Raw genomic sequence first — 17371 nt, 5'->3', positions numbered from 1 at the left:
GATCAGGAGGAATTTAATTGGCTAAAAAAGGTGAATGGGTACAAATTAAAAATATCGTTTTATCCCCTACGGAAAGAGCTCCACAAGTTCCGGAAGATACTAAACAAGTGCCATTAGTGATGTGGGTAAAAGGCTTTCTAAATAATGATGGTGAAATTGGAGAAGAGGTCCACATTACCACAGTTACGGGTCGTGAAGTGGTTGGGGAGCTGGTAGTGGAGCAACCTTATTTTGATCACTCGTTTGGAGAATATGTGCCTGAAATTACAGAAATTCATTCGCAATTAAGTAAAGAAATGGAAGAGGTGTAAGTGAATTGTTAGATAAGTCTTATGAGGCGGTAATGGGCCGTAATAACGAAATAATGAATAATTCTCTTCAAATTGATTTTTCAAAATTTGAATTAGAGGGGGCTGCCTTCGATTATGAAGCAATGATGTCTGAAGTTGGTTATGAAATGGATGAGATGCGCAAGATCCAATTAGAGTTAGGAGTAGGGAATACACCAATTGTTGAGTTGAAAAACCTTACGAAACTTGCTCGTAAATATGCACCAGAAGGTAAAGGCGCTAGAATCTTTATTAAAGATGAGGCATGTAATGCGTCTGGTTCTTTTAAAGATCGACGGGCTTCTATATCTTGTTATCATGCAAAAAAATTAGGTTATGAAGGGGTTGTGACTGCAACCAGCGGTAATTATGGCGCAGCAGTAGCCTGTCATGCAGCTAAGTTAGGTTTAAAATGTATTGTAGTACAAGAATGCTTTGACTCAGAGCAAGTTGGTCAACCAGAAATTGTAGAAAAAGCTCGTAAGTGTGAAGCATTAGGTGCAGAAGTTGTTCAGTTATCCGTAGGCCCCGAATTATTTTATGAATTTTTGAAAATTATAGAAGAAACAGGTTACTTTAATGCTTCTTTATATACTCCATTTGGAATTGCTGGGGTTGAGACTCTAGGTTACGAGATAGTCCAACAATTTAATGATCAAATTGGAAAACAACCTGATGTGGTAGTCGTGACGAATGCTGGTGGAGGTAACTTAACAGGAACTGCTAGAGGAATACGAAAAGCAGGCAATACTTCGAGTCAAATCGTGGCTGCTAGTGTAGATTTAAAAGGACTTCATATGGCATCTGATAAAGATTTTAATCGTAAATCTTTTACAACGGGTCATACTGGATTTGGAGTACCTTTCTCAACTAATCCAGATCGGTCAGATGTTCCAAGATCTGCTGCACGTCCATTCAGATATATGGAACGTTATGTAACAGTGAAACAAGGCGAAGTTTTCTATATCACAGAAAGCCTTGCCTGGTTAGAAGGCTTGGAGAAAGGTCCAGCAGGTAATACATCGTTAGCTGCTGCTTTTGCTCTTGCTCAAGAGATGGATCAGGAACAAATTATATTAGTACAAGAAACCGAATATACTGGAGCAGGCAAGAGTGTGCAACCACAACTCTCATTTGCTAGAAAGAATGGCATTGATATTCATTTTGGTAATCCAGATGATGAAGTTCCAGGAGAAAGCATTATTCTACCGGAAAATCCAGGCATGATAAAAGCAAGAGATATGGATCTTAAACGTGTCTATAAATCGAGAGTGAAAAATATCTTATCACAAACAGAAGAAGATTTATCTGATGTAGAATTAGAATACATTGCAGAGGAACTTAATTCTACAATTGAAGAGGTTCAATTGCTTATTAAAGAAATAAAAGAGGGGGTTTAAAAATGACTAACAAAGATATGTTTGATGAGAAAAGACAACATTTAGCGAATCTTTCTGATGAAGAATTGAAGGATAGGTTTTGGCAATTGGCTGAAGAAATTGTTCAACCCTTATTAGACCTGGGTCATGAATACACTTCTCCTTCGATTGAGAGATCAGTTTTGTTAAGGATGGGTCTTTCCTCTATTGAGGCAACCGCTGTGGTCGATCAAGTTTTAAAGCATGATTTGATGGGAAAAGGCGCTGGTCATATTGTTTATCGTATTGCTAAAGAAAATGATCTTGATATCCGTACAGCTGGACAAGAATTAGGAGATGGAAATCATTGGGATCAAGTCTTAGAAATTTTTAAAGGTGGTGGACATAATGAATAAGGACCAGTTGCAAAGAGATGTGAAATTAGATATTCATCAAATTTTAGACAAGTTAGAAGACTACAAACCCAAAAGACGCGGATGGGTTTGGAGAACACCAAAACCCCTTTATAAAATGCATTCCTTTGAGTATAAAGATATGTCAGAAAGTTTAAAACAAGGGGTGCCTCTTCCATCTGCTAAATACTTTGATAATATTGATCCCCAAGGGACCTCTACAATCACAACAGAAATCGCATCAGGACGCTTTGAGGATGATATTCGCCGTATGAGAATGGCTGCTTGGCATGGGGCCGACCATATTATGGTTATTCGGACGGCTGGTCAGTCGCATTTTGATGGCTTAATTGAAGGAACTCCTCAAGGAGTTGGTGGTATTCCAATTACTCGTAAACAAGTCCGTGCTCAAAGAAAAGCCTTGGATATGATCGAAGAGGAAGTTGGACGTCCGATTAATTATCACTCTTATATATCTGGAATTGCTGGTCCTGAGATTGCAGTAATGTTTGCTGAAGAGGGTGTGAATGGAGCGCACCAAGATCCTCAATATAATGTTCTGTATCGGAATATAAATATGGTTCGTTCTTTTGTGGATGCTTGCGAAGCTAAAAAAGTAATGGCTTGGGCGGATATTGCACAAATTGATGGAGCCCATAATGCTAATGCAACTGCACGAGAAGCATGGAAAGTCATGCCAGAATTAATGGTGCAACATGCAATTAATACTGCTTTTTCTTATAAAGTTGGAATTGAACCATCTAATATATGTCTTTCAACGGTTCCACCAACTGCACCTCCTGCTCCATCGATGTACTTAGATTTGCCGTATGCCGTAGCTTTAAGAGAGTTCTTTGCTGATTTTAGAATGCGTGCACAACAAAATACAAAATATATGGAAGCTTCAACTCGAGAAGCGACTGTGACACATACATTAAACTTACTAATTTCGAAGTTGACTAGCGCAGATATTCAATCGACGATTACTCCTGATGAAGGGCGTAACGTTCCATGGCACATTTATAATATTGAAGCGGTGGATACAGCGAAGCAAGTCTTCCAGGGTCTAGATGGATTTAATGAAATGGTACAATTAAAAGATGAAGGACCTCTTCGTGAAAAGGCTCGGGAGTTAAAAGAACGAGCGGTTCTATTTATGGAAGCCATTGTAGAGCAGGGAGGCTATTTTAATGCCGTTGAAAATACTATGTTTGTTGATTCTGGTAATTATCCTGAACGAAATGAAGATGGTATTAAACGGGAAATTAATGGAGGAATTGGCGCAGGAACGATTTATAAGCGTGATGAAGATTACTTAGCACCTGTTACGGCTCATTTTGGTTATAATAATGTAGCCCAATATAATGAAAGCGCTGTTGAAGATCCAAGTAAACTAATCAAAGGATCCACTTTAGAAGATCATAGTAAGATCGTTTATATTGACGAATTAGATGAAAATGATAATGTAAACCTTCGTTTAGAAGAAACTAAAAAGTATCGTGAGGAAGGCTTAATTCATCCAGAAGCTGAGTGGAAAGGTGATGGTATCATCCTACTCACATTCATGTTGCCTGAATCAAAACGAGTGGCAGAATTTGCAGCCCTAGAAATAGGTAAGAAAATGGGCTTAGAAGAGTGTGAAGTCATTAATACTGAAGTTCTTCAATATGCTGAAGGTACAAGAATTGAGATGAAAGGGCGTTTATCTTTTGCAATTAATAAAGAAACTTTAATTGTACCTGAAGAACCAGAAGTATTAACAGATGATGAAATTATGGCCGATATTAAACGTAAAGGGATGACCCTTGTGGCAGGTACAGTTGGAGAAGATGAGCATTCTGTTGGATTGCGGGAAATTATTGATATTAAACATGGCGGTATTGAAAAGTACGGAATAAAAGTACATTATTTAGGTACTAGTGTGCCAGTGGAAAAAATGGTGGATGCTGCAATTGAGTTGAATGCTGATGGAATCTTAGCCTCTACTATTATTTCCCATGATGATATTCATTATAAGAATATGAAGCGTATCAATGATTTAGCGATTGAAAAAGGAATACGGGATCGTATTATCTTGGCTGCTGGAGGGACGCAAGTTATTCCAGAGATTGGACTCAAAAATGGTATGGATGCTGCTTTTGGACGTGGAAGTAAAGGAGTCGATGTGGCCACTGCTTTAGTCGAAAAACGTTGGCAAATGGAGAAGGAGAACTAATATGAAAGTAGATGTGCTTGTAGCTGAAATTGGGTCAACGACAACAGTTGTGAATGCTTTTAATGGAATTACTAGTGGAGAAAAACCTTCATTTATTGGTCAAGGTCAGTCAAAAACCACAGTTGAAGATGGGGATGTCAGGATCGGACTACAAAATAGTATTGAAAATTTAAAAGATAATTTACAAGTAGATGAGTTACAATATAATGAAATGTTTGCTGCATCTTCAGCTGCAGGTGGTCTAAAAATGACAGTCCATGGTTTAGTGTTTGATATGACTGCTCGTGCTGCGAAAGAAGCAGCACTAGGAGCAGGTGCAGTCATCCGCTTTGTTACGGCGGGAAAGTTAAGACGAAGTGATTTGAAAAAAATTCAAGAATCAGATCCTAATATTATTTTAATTGCAGGTGGTGTTGATTATGGAGAGCGGCATACGGCTCTCGATAATAGTGAAATGATCGCAGGAATAGGTTTAACTATTCCTGTGATTTATGCAGGAAATATAGAAAATCAGGAAGAAATTAAGTTGATTTTTGAAGATAGTAATCAAGAAGTATTTTTGGTGGAAAATGTTTACCCGAAAATAGATGATTTAAATATTGAACCCACCAGGAAAGTAATTCAAGATGCCTTTGAAAAGCATATTATTCATGCTCCCGGGATGGAACATATCTACGAGATGGTGAACGGAACGATTTCACCAACGCCAGGATCTGTGATGAATATCGCTAAACTTTTCCATCAATACGTGGGGGATGTGATGGTGATTGATGTAGGTGGGGCAACAACAGATGTTCACTCTGTTACCAAAGGAACAAATTATATTAATAAAATTTCAACCGCACCTGAGCCTCTAGCAAAAAGAACCGTTGAAGGAGATATTGGTCTCTATGTAAATTTTGATCATGTCGTTGATCTTTATGGAAGAGAGAAGTTAGAGGAGCAAGGTTTTGATGTTGATAAAATTAAGGAAAGTTACACAGGGATCCCCACAACGGAAGAGGAAAGAGAATTTCTCAGTCTCTTAACGGAAACCGCTACTCTAACTGCTGTTGATCGTCATGTGGGATCTATTCGCTATGTCTATGGACCAACGGGACGTTCTACTTTAGCAGAAGGTAAAGACTTAAGTCGCGTGCGATTTGTGATTGGGACGGGGGGAGCTTTGACCCACCTATCAAGAGCAGAAACAACTCTAGGAAAAATACGAAAAACACGTGATTCTTTAAAACTCTTACCAAAAAAGGAATTGATAATACTTTTAGATCATGATTATATTATGTCTTCTTTAGGAGTTCTAGCCACTGCGCATGAAAAGGCTGCCATGGAATTGCTAGAGCAGACTTTACGATTTCCAATTTTGACGTATAATAAAGATGAATCAGTTGAAATGGAAACAGATACTGAAGAATAAAGTATGATAGGGGAGAGCTAGATGCAAGTTTATACTCGTACAGGCGATAAAGGTCAAACTCGAATTATTGGTATGGATGTTGTTCCTAAAGATCACATTAGAGTAGAAGCATATGGAACAATTGATGAGCTTAATTCTTTAGTGGGTGTTATTATTTCTTACCCTAATATTGAACAAACGGTTAAGGAAGAGTTGCAGGAAATCCAACAATTGTTATTTGATTGCGGTACAGATACAGCCACTCCTCATGGTTACATGGACTATCGTACCAAAAAAGAAGCAATCGATTGGTTAGAAGAACGGATTGATGCATATAGTGATATTCCAGCTAAAATTGAATCTTTTATATTACCTGGAGGGATTCTCGAAGCGAGTATGCTACATTATGCTAGAACCGTCTGTCGAAGAGCAGAAAGATGTGTTGTTTCTTTTCAAAATGAAACAGAATCTAATCCTAATGTGTTAAAGTTTCTTAATCGATTATCGGACTATCTTTTTGTGGTTGCACGTTTAGTTAATCACCAAATGGATCATCAGGAAACTTTTTATGAACGATCAGGGAAAGTTTTTCGGTAAGCACATGATCTCATCTGAAAGAATGTAGGGAACTTATGAAAATAAAAGCACTTCAGACTTTTCAAGTAGTAGCAGAAGAACTTAACTTGTCTAAAGCAGCCATTAAGTTGAATTATTCACAGCCAACTGTGACGAAACATATTCAGTATTTGGAAGAAGAATTGCAAACAATCTTGCTGGTTAGAGGTGAAGGAAAATATCAGCTAACGAAAGCTGGTCATGAATTATATGCGCGTTCATTAAAAATCATTCATGAATTAAAAGCGATTGAAGAGATTGCCATTCAGGGGAATGGTGTTCAGCAGTTGAAATTGCAGGGACATGATTATTATTGTTATGAATATTTTATGCCTGCTATTAAAAAAATGAGAGCAGCATACCCTGGGGTAAAATATTCCCTTATTGGTTCAAATAATCAGGATACAGTTGGAAAACTGTTAAAGGGTGAGATTGATGTCGGAATTATTTCTGGCAATATGCTACCTAATGATTTTAAAAGTGTTCAGATTGGCGAAGAAAAAGTTGGAGTATGTGTGAATCATACTATTTTTCAGGAAGAATATACGACCATTGATTATTTAGCTAAATATCCTTTAGTCATTGATGAGACCGAGTATTATAAGAGTGAAAATATATTTCCTTTCTTAAATGAACCCCTAGATATTATTAATACAACTAGTGATGAAGTGGTGCATGAAGCGATTTTGCGTCATAAGACAGTAGGCGTTGTTCGTTTGGGACGTATGGCTGAAGATATTGATCAAGAAAGAATAAAAATTGTGGAAACTTTAGTTGTTAGGGATCCTATATATTTAGTGATTAATAAAAGTGTTAGAGATAATATTGTGTTAGCATTTTATGATATTACTACAGAAATAGCTAACCCTCGTAGTAAATATCGAGTTAGATGGGTTTAATCATTGAGTAACTAAAGATTGAGGTTAGGTATGAGGATAGCTTTTATAGCTGATATTCATTATGATTTGCAAACAACGTACACAAAATTTGATCTTTTCGAGAAGATTAAAAATGTGTGTCAAGCGAATAATGCTGACCTTTTAGTGGTGGCTGGAGATATTTCTAATGATTATCTTTTAACTATTCACTTTATGGAAAAATTACAGGATTTCCTAGGGTTTCCTACTTATTTTGTACCAGGAAATCATGATTTTTGGTCTAATAAGCAAGATGCGTGGGATTTATTGAAACTTTATCAGGAACATCCTCAGAGCCTGATGCGTGAACCCATATTATTACAGGAAGATTGGTTATTAATCGGCACTTGTGCCTGGTATAATCACTATGCTAATAAGGGCCGACATAGTAAGGCGTTTTTAGATAAAGGGTATTATCAAGGCTATCACTGGATGGATAAACAGAAAATTTATTGGGGGAAAGACGATTCCTCAATGTCTCAGTATTTTTGTGAGCAAGTGGAAGAGCAGCTTGGAATTTTTCGGACGGATCACATTATTTTAGTGACTCATATGGTGACGATTCCTGAGCTGCAAATTCCATCGGATCCAAAATTTCAAGAAGATATTGATTATTTTAATGCGTTTATCTCAACGAATGATTTTGATAAGATTTATCGAGATTTTCCGATTAAATATAGTTGTATGGGACACGTTCATTCACGTCAGTCATGCTATCGTGATCAGATCCAATTTCATACTTGTTGCTTGGGGACTGAAAGAGAGTGGGCAAAAGGAACAGATTTATTATCTAATATAACTGAAGCAATGAAATGGGTGGAAATTTGATGGAGAGCACAACAAGACATTATTGTGACATATCGATTATAACCGTCACAGATGATTTAGTTTGTATGACAGCTTCTGATAGTTCAGCAGAAATGAGAAATAAAGTGCATGATAAGGTGTGCGTTCCACCTCGAATTATTGCCCAAATGGCTGTAAGAGTTTCTTTGTTAGAATTATTTCGCATAAATATTTGTGCTGTTTTTTTAATCAATTTAATTCATGCTCTACCTCAAATCTACCAATTGAGGGGTCCTGCAACATCATTATTAATGGTAGGCACTACTCAAATTGCGTATCATTTACAAGAGAAATTTTCAAATTTTATCAGGATAGGAGAATTTGTGTGATAAAAATGATTATTCTATGTTTTCAGTTTTTCACTCAGATTCCTATTAACTATTTGGTTGAAGAACCAGACAAACAATTCAAAGAAGGTATAGTATTTTTCTCTTTCTACGGTATTCTATATGGAAGTTTGTTAGCTTTTTTCTGGTTTGTATTGAGTCATATGCTAGATGCTTATCTTACTTGGGGACTTGTGATGGTATTTGATGTTATCTTGACGAATGCTTTTCACTATGATGCTCTGGCCGATACATTTGATGGTCTTTTGTCTGGCAGAAAGCCAGATAAAATGCTTGAAATTATGAAAGATTCCTTAATTGGGTCAAACGGGACCGTTGTTCTAATATGTTATTTTCTACTTACATATCTCTTTGGTCAGGCTTTTATTGATCGACATGTTAATGACTGGATGCTTCCATTGGTTTGGGCTGCGACTGGACGTTCATTACTCACGCTAACTTTTTTTAATTTACATTATGTGGGTAAGAATCCAGCGGGATTAGGAAGTTTATTTGAAGGAATTAAACCTAATCAAATCGTTATTTGTCAGCTGTTTTATTTATTATTCTTATCTTTACTTAATTTGAAATGGTTCTTAGCCTATGTAATGAGTATGGGGATGATTTTTCTGTATCGACGATATGTCTATCGTAAAATTGGAGGAATGACGGGTGATACGATGGGGGCTTCTGTTTTAATTGGCCAAGTGATATTTTTGATAATGGTTGAGATATTGTCATGAAATTATTACTTGCTCGTCATGGTCAAACACAAATGAATCAAGAATCTAGGTTCTATGGAAGCTTAGATTGTCCTATAAATCAGACTGGAAAAGATCAAATGAAAGAATTAGCTGAGAAGTTAAGGATAACTCAGCCATCAGTAGATATTATTCTTTCTTCCTCCTTAAATAGGTGTGTTGAAAGTGCTGAAATTATTATGGAAAACACTCATTACCCATCAGTAAAAGTAAAAAAAGTGGAAGGTTTATCAGAAATCGATTTTGGTAAATGGGAAGGTTTAACTGCTAATGAAATTGAGCAAAAAAGTCCTACCCTTTGGAAAGAATATATAGAAAATCCATTTGCATTTTGCTTCCCGGAAGGAGAAACATTTCTATCTTTTAAAGACAGAGTGTTATTAGCAATTGATTCGACACTTACTAGTATTTCTAATCAAAGTACAGTATTATTAATGTGTCACTTAGGGGTATTAAGATTGATAAAAGATTATTATGATCCAATGATAGGAAAGAGTTTCTGGGATTATAAATTTCCGCAAGGAGACTATGTTGAAATAACGTTGGATATAAACGATTTTAATTCAAAAGGATGAAATGTTCGTTGACATTTAGTGATTGGACAGGGGAAGTAGGTGGAAGTCCTACACAGCCCCTTGCTACTGTGAAGAGAAATCTAAGTCAGGTTACCTGCCCAATCAAAATAAATATTGTTACTTCTCAGGGTTTAGTAACTTTTTACATATTAAATATCAATGTAGATTATTCTAAAGACCAGATATAGTGACAACTATCTGGTCTTTTTTTATTAAAGTTGTTAATAGAAGGGTAGAAAAGAATGAAAACAAAAAAACTTACAACAATGGCTTTGTTGCTAACTTTATCAATTATAGGAGCTAATATTAAATTTCTTTCGAGCATTGCTCTCGATTCTGCACCAGCTTTTCTAGCGTCGATGTTAATGAGCCCTATTGCAGGTTTTTGGGTGGGGAGTTTAGGTCACTTTGCGACTGCTTTGACTTCTGGTTTTCCTATGGGAGGGATTGCTCATATTGTGATTATGTTTAATATGGGGATCACAATGTATTTATTTGGCAAATGTTATCATATGGAGCAATTTACTCAAGTTATTCGAACTCTATTGGCGGTAGCAATCGGTCTATTGATAAATGTAGGACTCTCCTTATTATGTATGATTCCTATTATAGGATGGGGTGTGGTGGTGACTTTGTTTGTTCCGTTAACAGTAGCCAGTTTAGCTAATATTTTTCTAGCTATTCTTATGTATCAGTTTATGGGCAAAATGAGAAGATGATTGAATGATGAATAGAGAAAAGGTTTTTTTAAAATGTAAAACACCTGCGAGTTGCGGGGAAATTGTAGAGGGCGCTATAGGTACTAAAGCATTTTTATCTGCTTATCCTATTAATTGTTATAGTCATATCACTATTTCTAAATCATCTAATGGAACGAGAACGCCACTTCCTTCAAAATGCCAAAACTTACTAAAGATTCTTTCGAAGGAATGGGGAATTCCTTATCAAGAAATAGAAAATTTGATGATTGAGATTGATTCACAGATTCCAGTTGGAAAAGGGATGGGTTCTTCGACTGCAGACTTATCAGGTTTAGCCAAAAGTATCGCGTGCTGGTTTGGTTTGGAAGTGAGTGATGAAACTATTTTTCAACTTTGTATCCAGGTGGAACCTACTGATAATATAATTTTCAACCATCTCACATTAGTAGATTTTTTAAGTGGAGAGATTTATGGGAAATACCAAGCTTATCCACAATTTGATTTGTTGTGCTTAGAGTCGACCGAAATAATTTCAACTGTCAGTTACTATCAAAGTTCAATTTATCAGCAATGGATGAAAGATAATTATTTGAAATATCAACATTTATATGATGATTATAGTCAAATTCTTTCTGGGCCATTGAGGCTATCGGATTTGGGAGAGTTGGCTATTCAATCAGCAAAGCTTAATCAACATCTTAGAGCAAAGCCTTTATTTAAAGAAATTCTTTCGATCAGAAAGACGAAAGGGATCAAGGGGATTAACATTGCCCATTCAGGTTCAGTTATTGCCATTTGGTATGATCCAGCTTTACAGACGAGTTTAAGTCTTACAAAGATGTTGAAAGAAATAGATGGCTTAACTGATACATACCAGATTAATCATTATAAAACGGTTAAAGGTGGGAGTGAGATAAAATGGATCGAATAGTCCTGATCTTAATAGCGATTCTTTTAGACTTGCTCTTTGGCGATCCATATTCTTGGCCACATCCTGTAAAATTTATGGGGAATTATATTTATTATTATCTGGATCGCTTTGAAGATTCTACACTCTCATATAAAAAACAATTCCTTCGAGGCGTATATTTATGGGTTAGTTTATGTTGTATAACAATGGGAATATTAAGCATTATATTTATAATTTCAAAGCAAATTCATCCATATTTATCCAATCTTATAGCTATTTACTGTTATTATTCATCTTTCAGTGTACGATCGTTAGCAAGAGAGGCTAAAAAAGTTCAACAGGCTTTGTTAAAAGAAGGAATTGTGGCAGGACGACAGCAAGTAAGTATGATTGTTGGACGTGAGACTCATCATTTAAGTGAAGACGAAGTGATACAAGCAACGATCGAAACAGTTGCAGAAAATACTTCTGACGGTTTCGTTGCACCCCTCATTTATAGTTTACTAGGGGGGCCTTATCTAACGATGCTTTATAAAATGATTAATACCTTAGATTCAATGGTTGCCTATAAAAATGAACGTTTTAACTATTTAGGACGTTTTTCAGCAAAAGTTGATGATATTTTTAATTATATACCAGCTAGGGTAAGTGCTATTTTGATAATCATTGCAAGTTTTTTATGCAGATACAGCTGGCGAAAGGCTTGGGAAATTTTGAAACGTGATTGCTATCGACATGCGTCGCCTAATGCAGGGTTTCCAGAAGCAGCAGCTGCAGGTGCTTTGAGGATAAGATTAGGAGGAGGTCATTATTACCACGGAGTCTATGTTGATAAGCCATGGATTGGGGATGATGATAACAGAATTGTTATAGAGGATATTTCAAAAATAATCAATCTATTGTACTGTATCGCTGCGCTTATCTTTGTGGTGTTGTTCATGATTAGTTATCTGAAAGGGGCTTTGAGTTGAAGATGAAATCAATTATATTGCAGAATACTTGGATAAGCCCCGACAGAGTTAATGAAGGATTATTTTGCAAGAAGGAATGCAATAAATGGGCACAGTCTGTCAAAGAACATTTAAACTTTGAAAAGCTAATTCAGATAATTGAAGAAGGTGGGATTGAAAAGAAATGGGACAGCTAATTTATATAACAGGCGGGGCTAAAAGTGGAAAATCTTCTTTTGCGGAACAAGATATAATGAATTCTCAAAAAGAGCCGATCGCCTACATTGCTACTCAGGCTAGAGAATTTGGTGATGAAGAAATGGAGCGGAGTATTAAATTGCATCAACAAAGTCGACCAAAAGAATGGACAACTTTTGAGCAATATCAATCGCTTGATCAACTAATTATTGAGATCGAAAAATCATATCAAGGAATCTTAATTGATTGCGCAACGGTGTGGGTAACCAATATATTATTTGATTATTGGAAAGCAAATGCGAATTCTTCTGGACAAGAAGTAGAACAATATATTGATCATTTAACAATGAGTGAGATAAGCGCTAGTGAACAATTCCTAAAAAATGAATTATTCAAACTGTTAAAAGCTGTTGGAAATTCAGATATATCGGTTTGGATTGTATCTAACGAAGTGGGTTCTGGGATTGTTCCAAATAATAAGTTGGCAAGAATATTTAGAAATCTACAAGGAATAGTTAATCAGGAATTGGCGCGGGAAGCTGAGCAAGTTTACTGGTTAATATCTGGTATACCAATGAAAATTAAGGGAGGTGAAGCTCTCGGAGAGTGAATGGGTATTTCAAGTTGTATTATAGAAGAGTATTAGTCACACAAATTGCAAGGAGGAAATTATGAAAAAACAAACCATTTTTAAAACGATTTTTGGAGTCTTATTCACCTTTACTTTGGCCTTTTCAAATCAACCAGTAGTAAATGCAGAAGAATCAACATCTCAAGCCTTAAAAATTACGGATATGGTAGGAAGAGAAGTTGTTTTAGAGGAAGGACCTGCTACTGAAATAATTTCGTTGATGCCTGCTGATGCTGAGATTCTTTTTGAAATTGGTGCTGGAGATACTTTAGTAGGACGTGGTACCTATGTTGATTATCCTGAAGAGGACGTACAAGATATTCCTGTGGTAGCTACAGGTGAGGATTTGAACGTGGAAGAATTAGTGGCGTTGGATCCGCAATTAGTGATTATGACGACAATGGCGTTATCAGAAGATCAACTTAAGAGTATCGAGGAAGCTGGAATTCCGGTCTTTGTTACGGATGCCAAAACGATCGATCAAGTATATGAAGCCATCGAATTACTAGGACAAATTGTTGGACACGAAAAAGAAGCAGATGAATTAATTGAAGACATGTCTCAAACGTTCGAAGAATATACTCAAAAGGCAAAAGAAGAAGAGCTAGATGCAAGCGTTTATTACGAAATTACTCCTTTAGAATATGGTTTATGGACTGCAGGAAATGAAACTTTTATGGATGAAATGGGACAAATGCTTGGTTTAGAAAATGTGTTTGCGGATCAGAAAGGATTTGTTGAAGTCTCGGAAGAAAAAGTAATTGAGTTAAATCCAAGCATTATTTTAACAACTGCAGAGCATTATGATACAGAAGCGCCTACACCTGAAGAAGAAATTATGGGGCGTAAGGGGTGGCAAGATATCGATGCAGTTAAAAATGATCAGGTATTCGCTGTAGATAATAGTGCTTTTACTCGTCCTGGGCCTCGTTTAATGGAAGCGATAAAGACCCTTTATGAATATGTATATGATCGCTAATTAGATTATTAAAAAAGTTGAAAAGAGGTGAGTCAATGCTGAGAGGATCCCGCTTGCTAGGTGGCTTGTTAATCAGTTTATTTATTTTTCTATTATGCTGTACGATCGGAAGTGTTAAAATTCCAATTGTAGAAACTGCCAAGATATTAATAGCACAATTTCATTTGAATGTTGGGGAAGTAAACCCTCAATATCAGAATATTTTAGTAAACATTCGTATTCCTCGAATAATGGCAACTTTTTTAATAGGAATTGCTCTTTCATTAAGTGGTATGACCATGCAAAGTTTATTGAAAAATCCACTTGCTGATGGTTCGACTTTGGGAATCTCAGCAGGGGCTTCATTAGGAGCTGCATTGGCAATTGCTTTTGGTTTTTATTTACCTAATCTTTATTTTGGGTCAACTTTTATTATGGCTATTCTATTTTCGTTCTTATCTTTACTAATTATTTTATTTTTTTCTTATCATTTAGATCAAAGAATGAACAATATGACGGTTATCTTGACAGGAATTATGTTCTCGATGTTGATATCATCTGCATTGAATTTGTTGATTGTATTTAGTAATGATAAGTTAAAATCGATTATTTTCTGGACGATGGGATCACTGTCAGGAGCAAGGTATCCAGATGTGATTGTGCTGACATTAGCCGTTGTGATTGGAGGACTCATGATAGGGTTTAATGTTCAAGAATTGAATGCTTTTGCTATTGGAGAGAATATTGCGCATAATCTTGGAGTGAATGTCTTCCGAAAAAGAATAATTTTATTTATTGCGAGTTCTATTATGATTGGGGTAAGTGTATCGGTTGCTGGAAGTATACCGTTCGTTGGCTTAATCATTCCGCATATTAGTCGTTTAATAGTAGGACCCAATCATCGTAAACTCGTGGTTGCAGTTATTTTAATTGGAGGAAATTTTTTAATGTTAGCTGATCTATTGGCTCGGACCATGGCGAGTCCAGTTGAAATTCCTATTGGTGTTATCACTTCACTGATTGGAACGATTACTTTCCTTGTCATATTTGCTAGAAAGAAAGGACGGTTATAGTGTTAGAGGTTAATCAACTAGAAGTTAATCGTTCGGGTCATCAGATTATTTCCAATGTTTCTTTTTCTTTATTAGAAGGTCAATGGTTGATGGTATGTGGCCCAAATGGTGCAGGAAAAAGTACCATTACAAAAGCCATTGCTGGGCAGTATGATTATTGTGGAAAAGTTTTATTTAAAGGTCAAGATCTTAAACAAAAATCACTGAAAGATAGGGCTAAACAAATCGCTTTCTTAGAACAACATCATGGGATTGATTTTGATTACTCTGTAGAGGAGATAGTGGCCTTAGGCCGTTATGCCCATATGTCCGGCTGGTTTAAGAATTTATCTGCGAGGGATTATAAGATGATAGATCAGGTCATTGAGCAAACGGGCCTAGCAGATAAGAGGGATCAATCGATGCTAAGCTTATCTGGAGGAGAGGTTCAAAGAGCTTTTTTAGCACAAGTATTGGCACAAGAGCCAGATTTATTGATTTTAGATGAACCCAGCAACCATTTAGATCTTGTTTTTGAAAAGGAATTGTTTGAAGCATTAATTAAATGGTTAGAGATTCCAGGGCGAGCTATCTTATCTGTTGTACATGATTTAAGTCTGGCATGTAAATTTGGCAGCCATGCTCTTTTGCTTGATAAAGGAGAGGTTCGTCAATATGATGAAGCAAAAGAGGTGTTTCGATCTGAAGAATTACAACATGTTTACCAAATGGATGTTCCTCATTATCTATCAGATAAGCATGCAATTTGGACTCATTTTTAATAAACTTCCCTTTACTTCAGTAAAGGGAAGTTTATTATTTGATATTATAATTTAGAATATTAATAATAATATGTGCTGACTCTTCAATGCTTCTTTCCGCAACATTTAGGACAGGGACTTCTAATTCTTTGTATAAGGTATCAGCATATTGTAATTCTTTTGTTATTCGCTCGTTTGAAGCATATTGGGTATTGGCACTAAGTCCATATTCAATCATGCGGTTATTACGAAACTTTTGAACGACATTTAAATCGTTGGTTAATCCGATGATTTTCTTGCGATCCACTTCAAATAGAATTTGAGGAGGCTCATTTTCAGGGATAAGAGGAAGGTTGGCAACTTTGAAACCTAAAGTGGATAAATACATACTTAAAGGGGTTTTGCTAGTTCTTGAAATACCGAGTAAGATGATGTCTGCTTCTTGAAATCCTTTAGGATCTTTGCCATCATCATATTTTATTGTAAACTCCATGGCATTAATTCGACTGAAATATTCATCACTTAATTCATGTTGAGCACCCACTATTTGAGAAGGGCTATGACCTGTTTTATTATAAATAGCATCAAGCATTGGCTGCATGAGATTAAAATAGGTGAGATTTCGATTTTGGCAAAATTTTTCAGTTGCTTTTGCGAGCTCAGGATCAGCAATTGTTAGATAAAGAATCGCTTGATCTTTATATGCTTGATCAAGAATAGGTTGTAGACGTGTTGAAGTTGAAACAAACGTAAATTTATGTAATACTGAATGAACATCAGGAAACTGGGCAATAGTTGCTCGAACAACATTTAGAGCAGTCTCACCAATCGAATCGGAAATGATATAAATATGCAATGTTGTATCTTGAGATGTCATGGCTTCCCCCTAATATATTACTTAAGTTAATTTTACCATAACTGGAAATGAGGTGACTATTTGAAAGCTATTAAGATGCAAGAAAAGGAAATTTCTTCAGAAATTGAAGAACTTGTGGAAAAGGGAATTCAGGCCTTAAAAAAAGCTGGTTTTAAAACGACCAAAAAACGAAGAGAAATTTTAACCCTTTTTGCACAAAATCAAAGGTATTTAACGGCTTTAAATATTCATAATGCACTCGAAGCAAAATACCCAACCATGTCTTATAATACTACCTATCGTAACTTATATGATTTTGTAGAGGTTGGTATACTAGAGACAACTGAATATCAGCAGGAGCAACTTTTTAGATATGATTGTCATGTGACAGACCATGCTCATCATCATCACCATCATTTTATTTGTACAAGTTGTGGGATGACTTTACTTTTAGATGCCTGTCCAATGCAGGAAATTACAACGGATCTTAGTGAAGTAGTGGTTGAATCACATCGATTTGAAGTTTTTGGACTTTGCAAAGAATGTAAAAATGAATAAGATAATTATTCAAAATAGAATCTAAAAATATCCCTCGTAAGTGCTTGA

20 protein-coding genes and 1 riboswitch are annotated in these 17371 nt (G+C 36.0%); of the genes, 19 read left to right on the top strand and 1 reads right to left on the bottom strand.

Features of this window, described 5'->3' with window-relative positions:
- Positions 1-17: 17 nt before the first annotated feature.
- The 18 genes from ortA (at position 18) to HZY91_RS03240 (ending at position 15930) form a co-directional block, all read left to right on the top strand.
- On the top strand, positions 18-311 hold the full coding sequence (gene ortA / locus HZY91_RS03325) for a 2-amino-4-oxopentanoate thiolase subunit OrtA (RefSeq protein WP_197114785.1): 294 nt from the start codon (positions 18-20) through the stop codon (positions 309-311).
- Positions 312-316: 5 nt separating this feature from the next.
- A complete protein-coding gene (gene ortB, locus HZY91_RS03320) occupies positions 317-1729 on the top strand; it encodes a 2-amino-4-oxopentanoate thiolase subunit OrtB (protein ID WP_197114783.1) in 1413 nt (470 codons plus the stop codon).
- A 2-nt stretch (positions 1730-1731) separates the two neighbouring features.
- Positions 1732-2103: an ornithine aminomutase subunit alpha gene (locus HZY91_RS03315; RefSeq protein ID WP_235991445.1), complete on the top strand. Its 372-nt coding sequence runs from the start codon at positions 1732-1734 to the stop codon at positions 2101-2103.
- Positions 2096-4315 carry a D-ornithine 4,5-aminomutase subunit OraE gene (gene oraE / locus HZY91_RS03310; protein WP_197114781.1) on the top strand — a complete coding sequence of 740 codons (2220 nt, stop codon included), beginning with the start codon at positions 2096-2098 and terminating at the stop codon, positions 4313-4315. The genes HZY91_RS03315 and oraE overlap by 8 nt, the downstream gene beginning before the upstream one ends.
- A 1-nt stretch (position 4316) precedes the next feature.
- Positions 4317-5729, top strand: a complete 1413-nt coding sequence (locus HZY91_RS03305) for a GlmL-related ornithine degradation protein (protein WP_197114773.1) — start codon at positions 4317-4319, stop codon at positions 5727-5729.
- Positions 5730-5750: 21 nt separating this feature from the next.
- The gene (locus HZY91_RS03300) at positions 5751-6305 is read left to right on the top strand and encodes a cob(I)yrinic acid a,c-diamide adenosyltransferase (RefSeq protein WP_197114771.1); all 555 of its coding nucleotides are present in this window, start codon (positions 5751-5753) and stop codon (positions 6303-6305) included.
- A 35-nt stretch (positions 6306-6340) separates the two neighbouring features.
- A complete protein-coding gene (locus HZY91_RS03295) occupies positions 6341-7222 on the top strand; it encodes a LysR family transcriptional regulator (protein WP_197114769.1) in 882 nt (293 codons plus the stop codon).
- 30 nt (positions 7223-7252) lie between these two features.
- Positions 7253-8068, top strand: coding sequence for a metallophosphoesterase (locus tag HZY91_RS03290; RefSeq protein WP_197114767.1), 816 nt, complete (start codon positions 7253-7255; stop codon positions 8066-8068).
- A complete protein-coding gene (locus HZY91_RS03285) occupies positions 8068-8415 on the top strand; it encodes a hypothetical protein (RefSeq protein WP_197114765.1) in 348 nt (115 codons plus the stop codon). Before HZY91_RS03290 ends, HZY91_RS03285 begins: the two co-directional genes overlap by 1 nt.
- A gap of 5 nt (positions 8416-8420) precedes the next feature.
- The gene (gene cobS, locus HZY91_RS03280; protein ID WP_235991490.1) at positions 8421-9155 is read left to right on the top strand and encodes an adenosylcobinamide-GDP ribazoletransferase; all 735 of its coding nucleotides are present in this window, start codon (positions 8421-8423) and stop codon (positions 9153-9155) included.
- Positions 9152-9748 (top strand): histidine phosphatase family protein, encoded by a 597-nt coding sequence (locus tag HZY91_RS03275; RefSeq protein ID WP_197114762.1) that lies wholly within the window; start codon positions 9152-9154, stop codon positions 9746-9748. Before cobS ends, HZY91_RS03275 begins: the two co-directional genes overlap by 4 nt.
- A riboswitch (cobalamin riboswitch) is annotated at positions 9748-9864 on the top strand. (Overlaps the previous gene by 1 nt.)
- Before the next feature lie 126 nt (positions 9865-9990).
- Complete coding sequence (locus HZY91_RS03270; RefSeq protein ID WP_197114760.1) at positions 9991-10467, top strand: ECF transporter S component; 477 nt, start codon at positions 9991-9993, stop codon at positions 10465-10467.
- A 4-nt stretch (positions 10468-10471) separates the two neighbouring features.
- A complete protein-coding gene (locus HZY91_RS03265; RefSeq protein WP_197114758.1) occupies positions 10472-11380 on the top strand; it encodes a GHMP family kinase ATP-binding protein in 909 nt (302 codons plus the stop codon).
- Positions 11368-12330, top strand: coding sequence for an adenosylcobinamide-phosphate synthase CbiB (gene cbiB, locus HZY91_RS03260; protein WP_197114755.1), 963 nt, complete (start codon positions 11368-11370; stop codon positions 12328-12330). The genes HZY91_RS03265 and cbiB overlap by 13 nt, the downstream gene beginning before the upstream one ends.
- Before the next feature lie 163 nt (positions 12331-12493).
- Positions 12494-13117 carry a bifunctional adenosylcobinamide kinase/adenosylcobinamide-phosphate guanylyltransferase gene (gene cobU / locus HZY91_RS03255; protein ID WP_197114753.1) on the top strand — a complete coding sequence of 208 codons (624 nt, stop codon included), beginning with the start codon at positions 12494-12496 and terminating at the stop codon, positions 13115-13117.
- Positions 13118-13178: 61 nt separating this feature from the next.
- A complete protein-coding gene (locus HZY91_RS03250; RefSeq protein WP_197114751.1) occupies positions 13179-14117 on the top strand; it encodes an ABC transporter substrate-binding protein in 939 nt (312 codons plus the stop codon).
- 35 nt (positions 14118-14152) lie between these two features.
- Positions 14153-15169 carry a FecCD family ABC transporter permease gene (locus HZY91_RS03245; RefSeq protein WP_197114749.1) on the top strand — a complete coding sequence of 339 codons (1017 nt, stop codon included), beginning with the start codon at positions 14153-14155 and terminating at the stop codon, positions 15167-15169.
- Entirely contained in the window at positions 15169-15930 is a 762-nt protein-coding gene (locus HZY91_RS03240) for an ABC transporter ATP-binding protein (protein WP_197114746.1), read from the top strand. Before HZY91_RS03245 ends, HZY91_RS03240 begins: the two co-directional genes overlap by 1 nt.
- Before the next feature lie 34 nt (positions 15931-15964).
- On the opposite strand, the gene HZY91_RS03235 is transcribed toward HZY91_RS03240, so the two are convergent.
- On the bottom strand, positions 15965-16786 hold the full coding sequence (locus tag HZY91_RS03235; protein ID WP_197114744.1) for a pyruvate, water dikinase regulatory protein: 822 nt from the start codon (positions 16784-16786) through the stop codon (positions 15965-15967).
- A 60-nt stretch (positions 16787-16846) separates the two neighbouring features.
- Between HZY91_RS03235 and HZY91_RS03230 the strand changes: the two genes are divergently transcribed.
- Positions 16847-17323, top strand: coding sequence for a Fur family transcriptional regulator (locus tag HZY91_RS03230; protein ID WP_197114741.1), 477 nt, complete (start codon positions 16847-16849; stop codon positions 17321-17323).
- Positions 17324-17371: the final 48 nt, after the last annotated feature.

The organism is Facklamia lactis, from assembly GCF_015863205.1.
GTDB lineage: Bacteria > Bacillota > Bacilli > Lactobacillales > Aerococcaceae > Facklamia > Facklamia lactis.
This window is presented reverse-complemented; position numbering and strand designations above follow the sequence as displayed.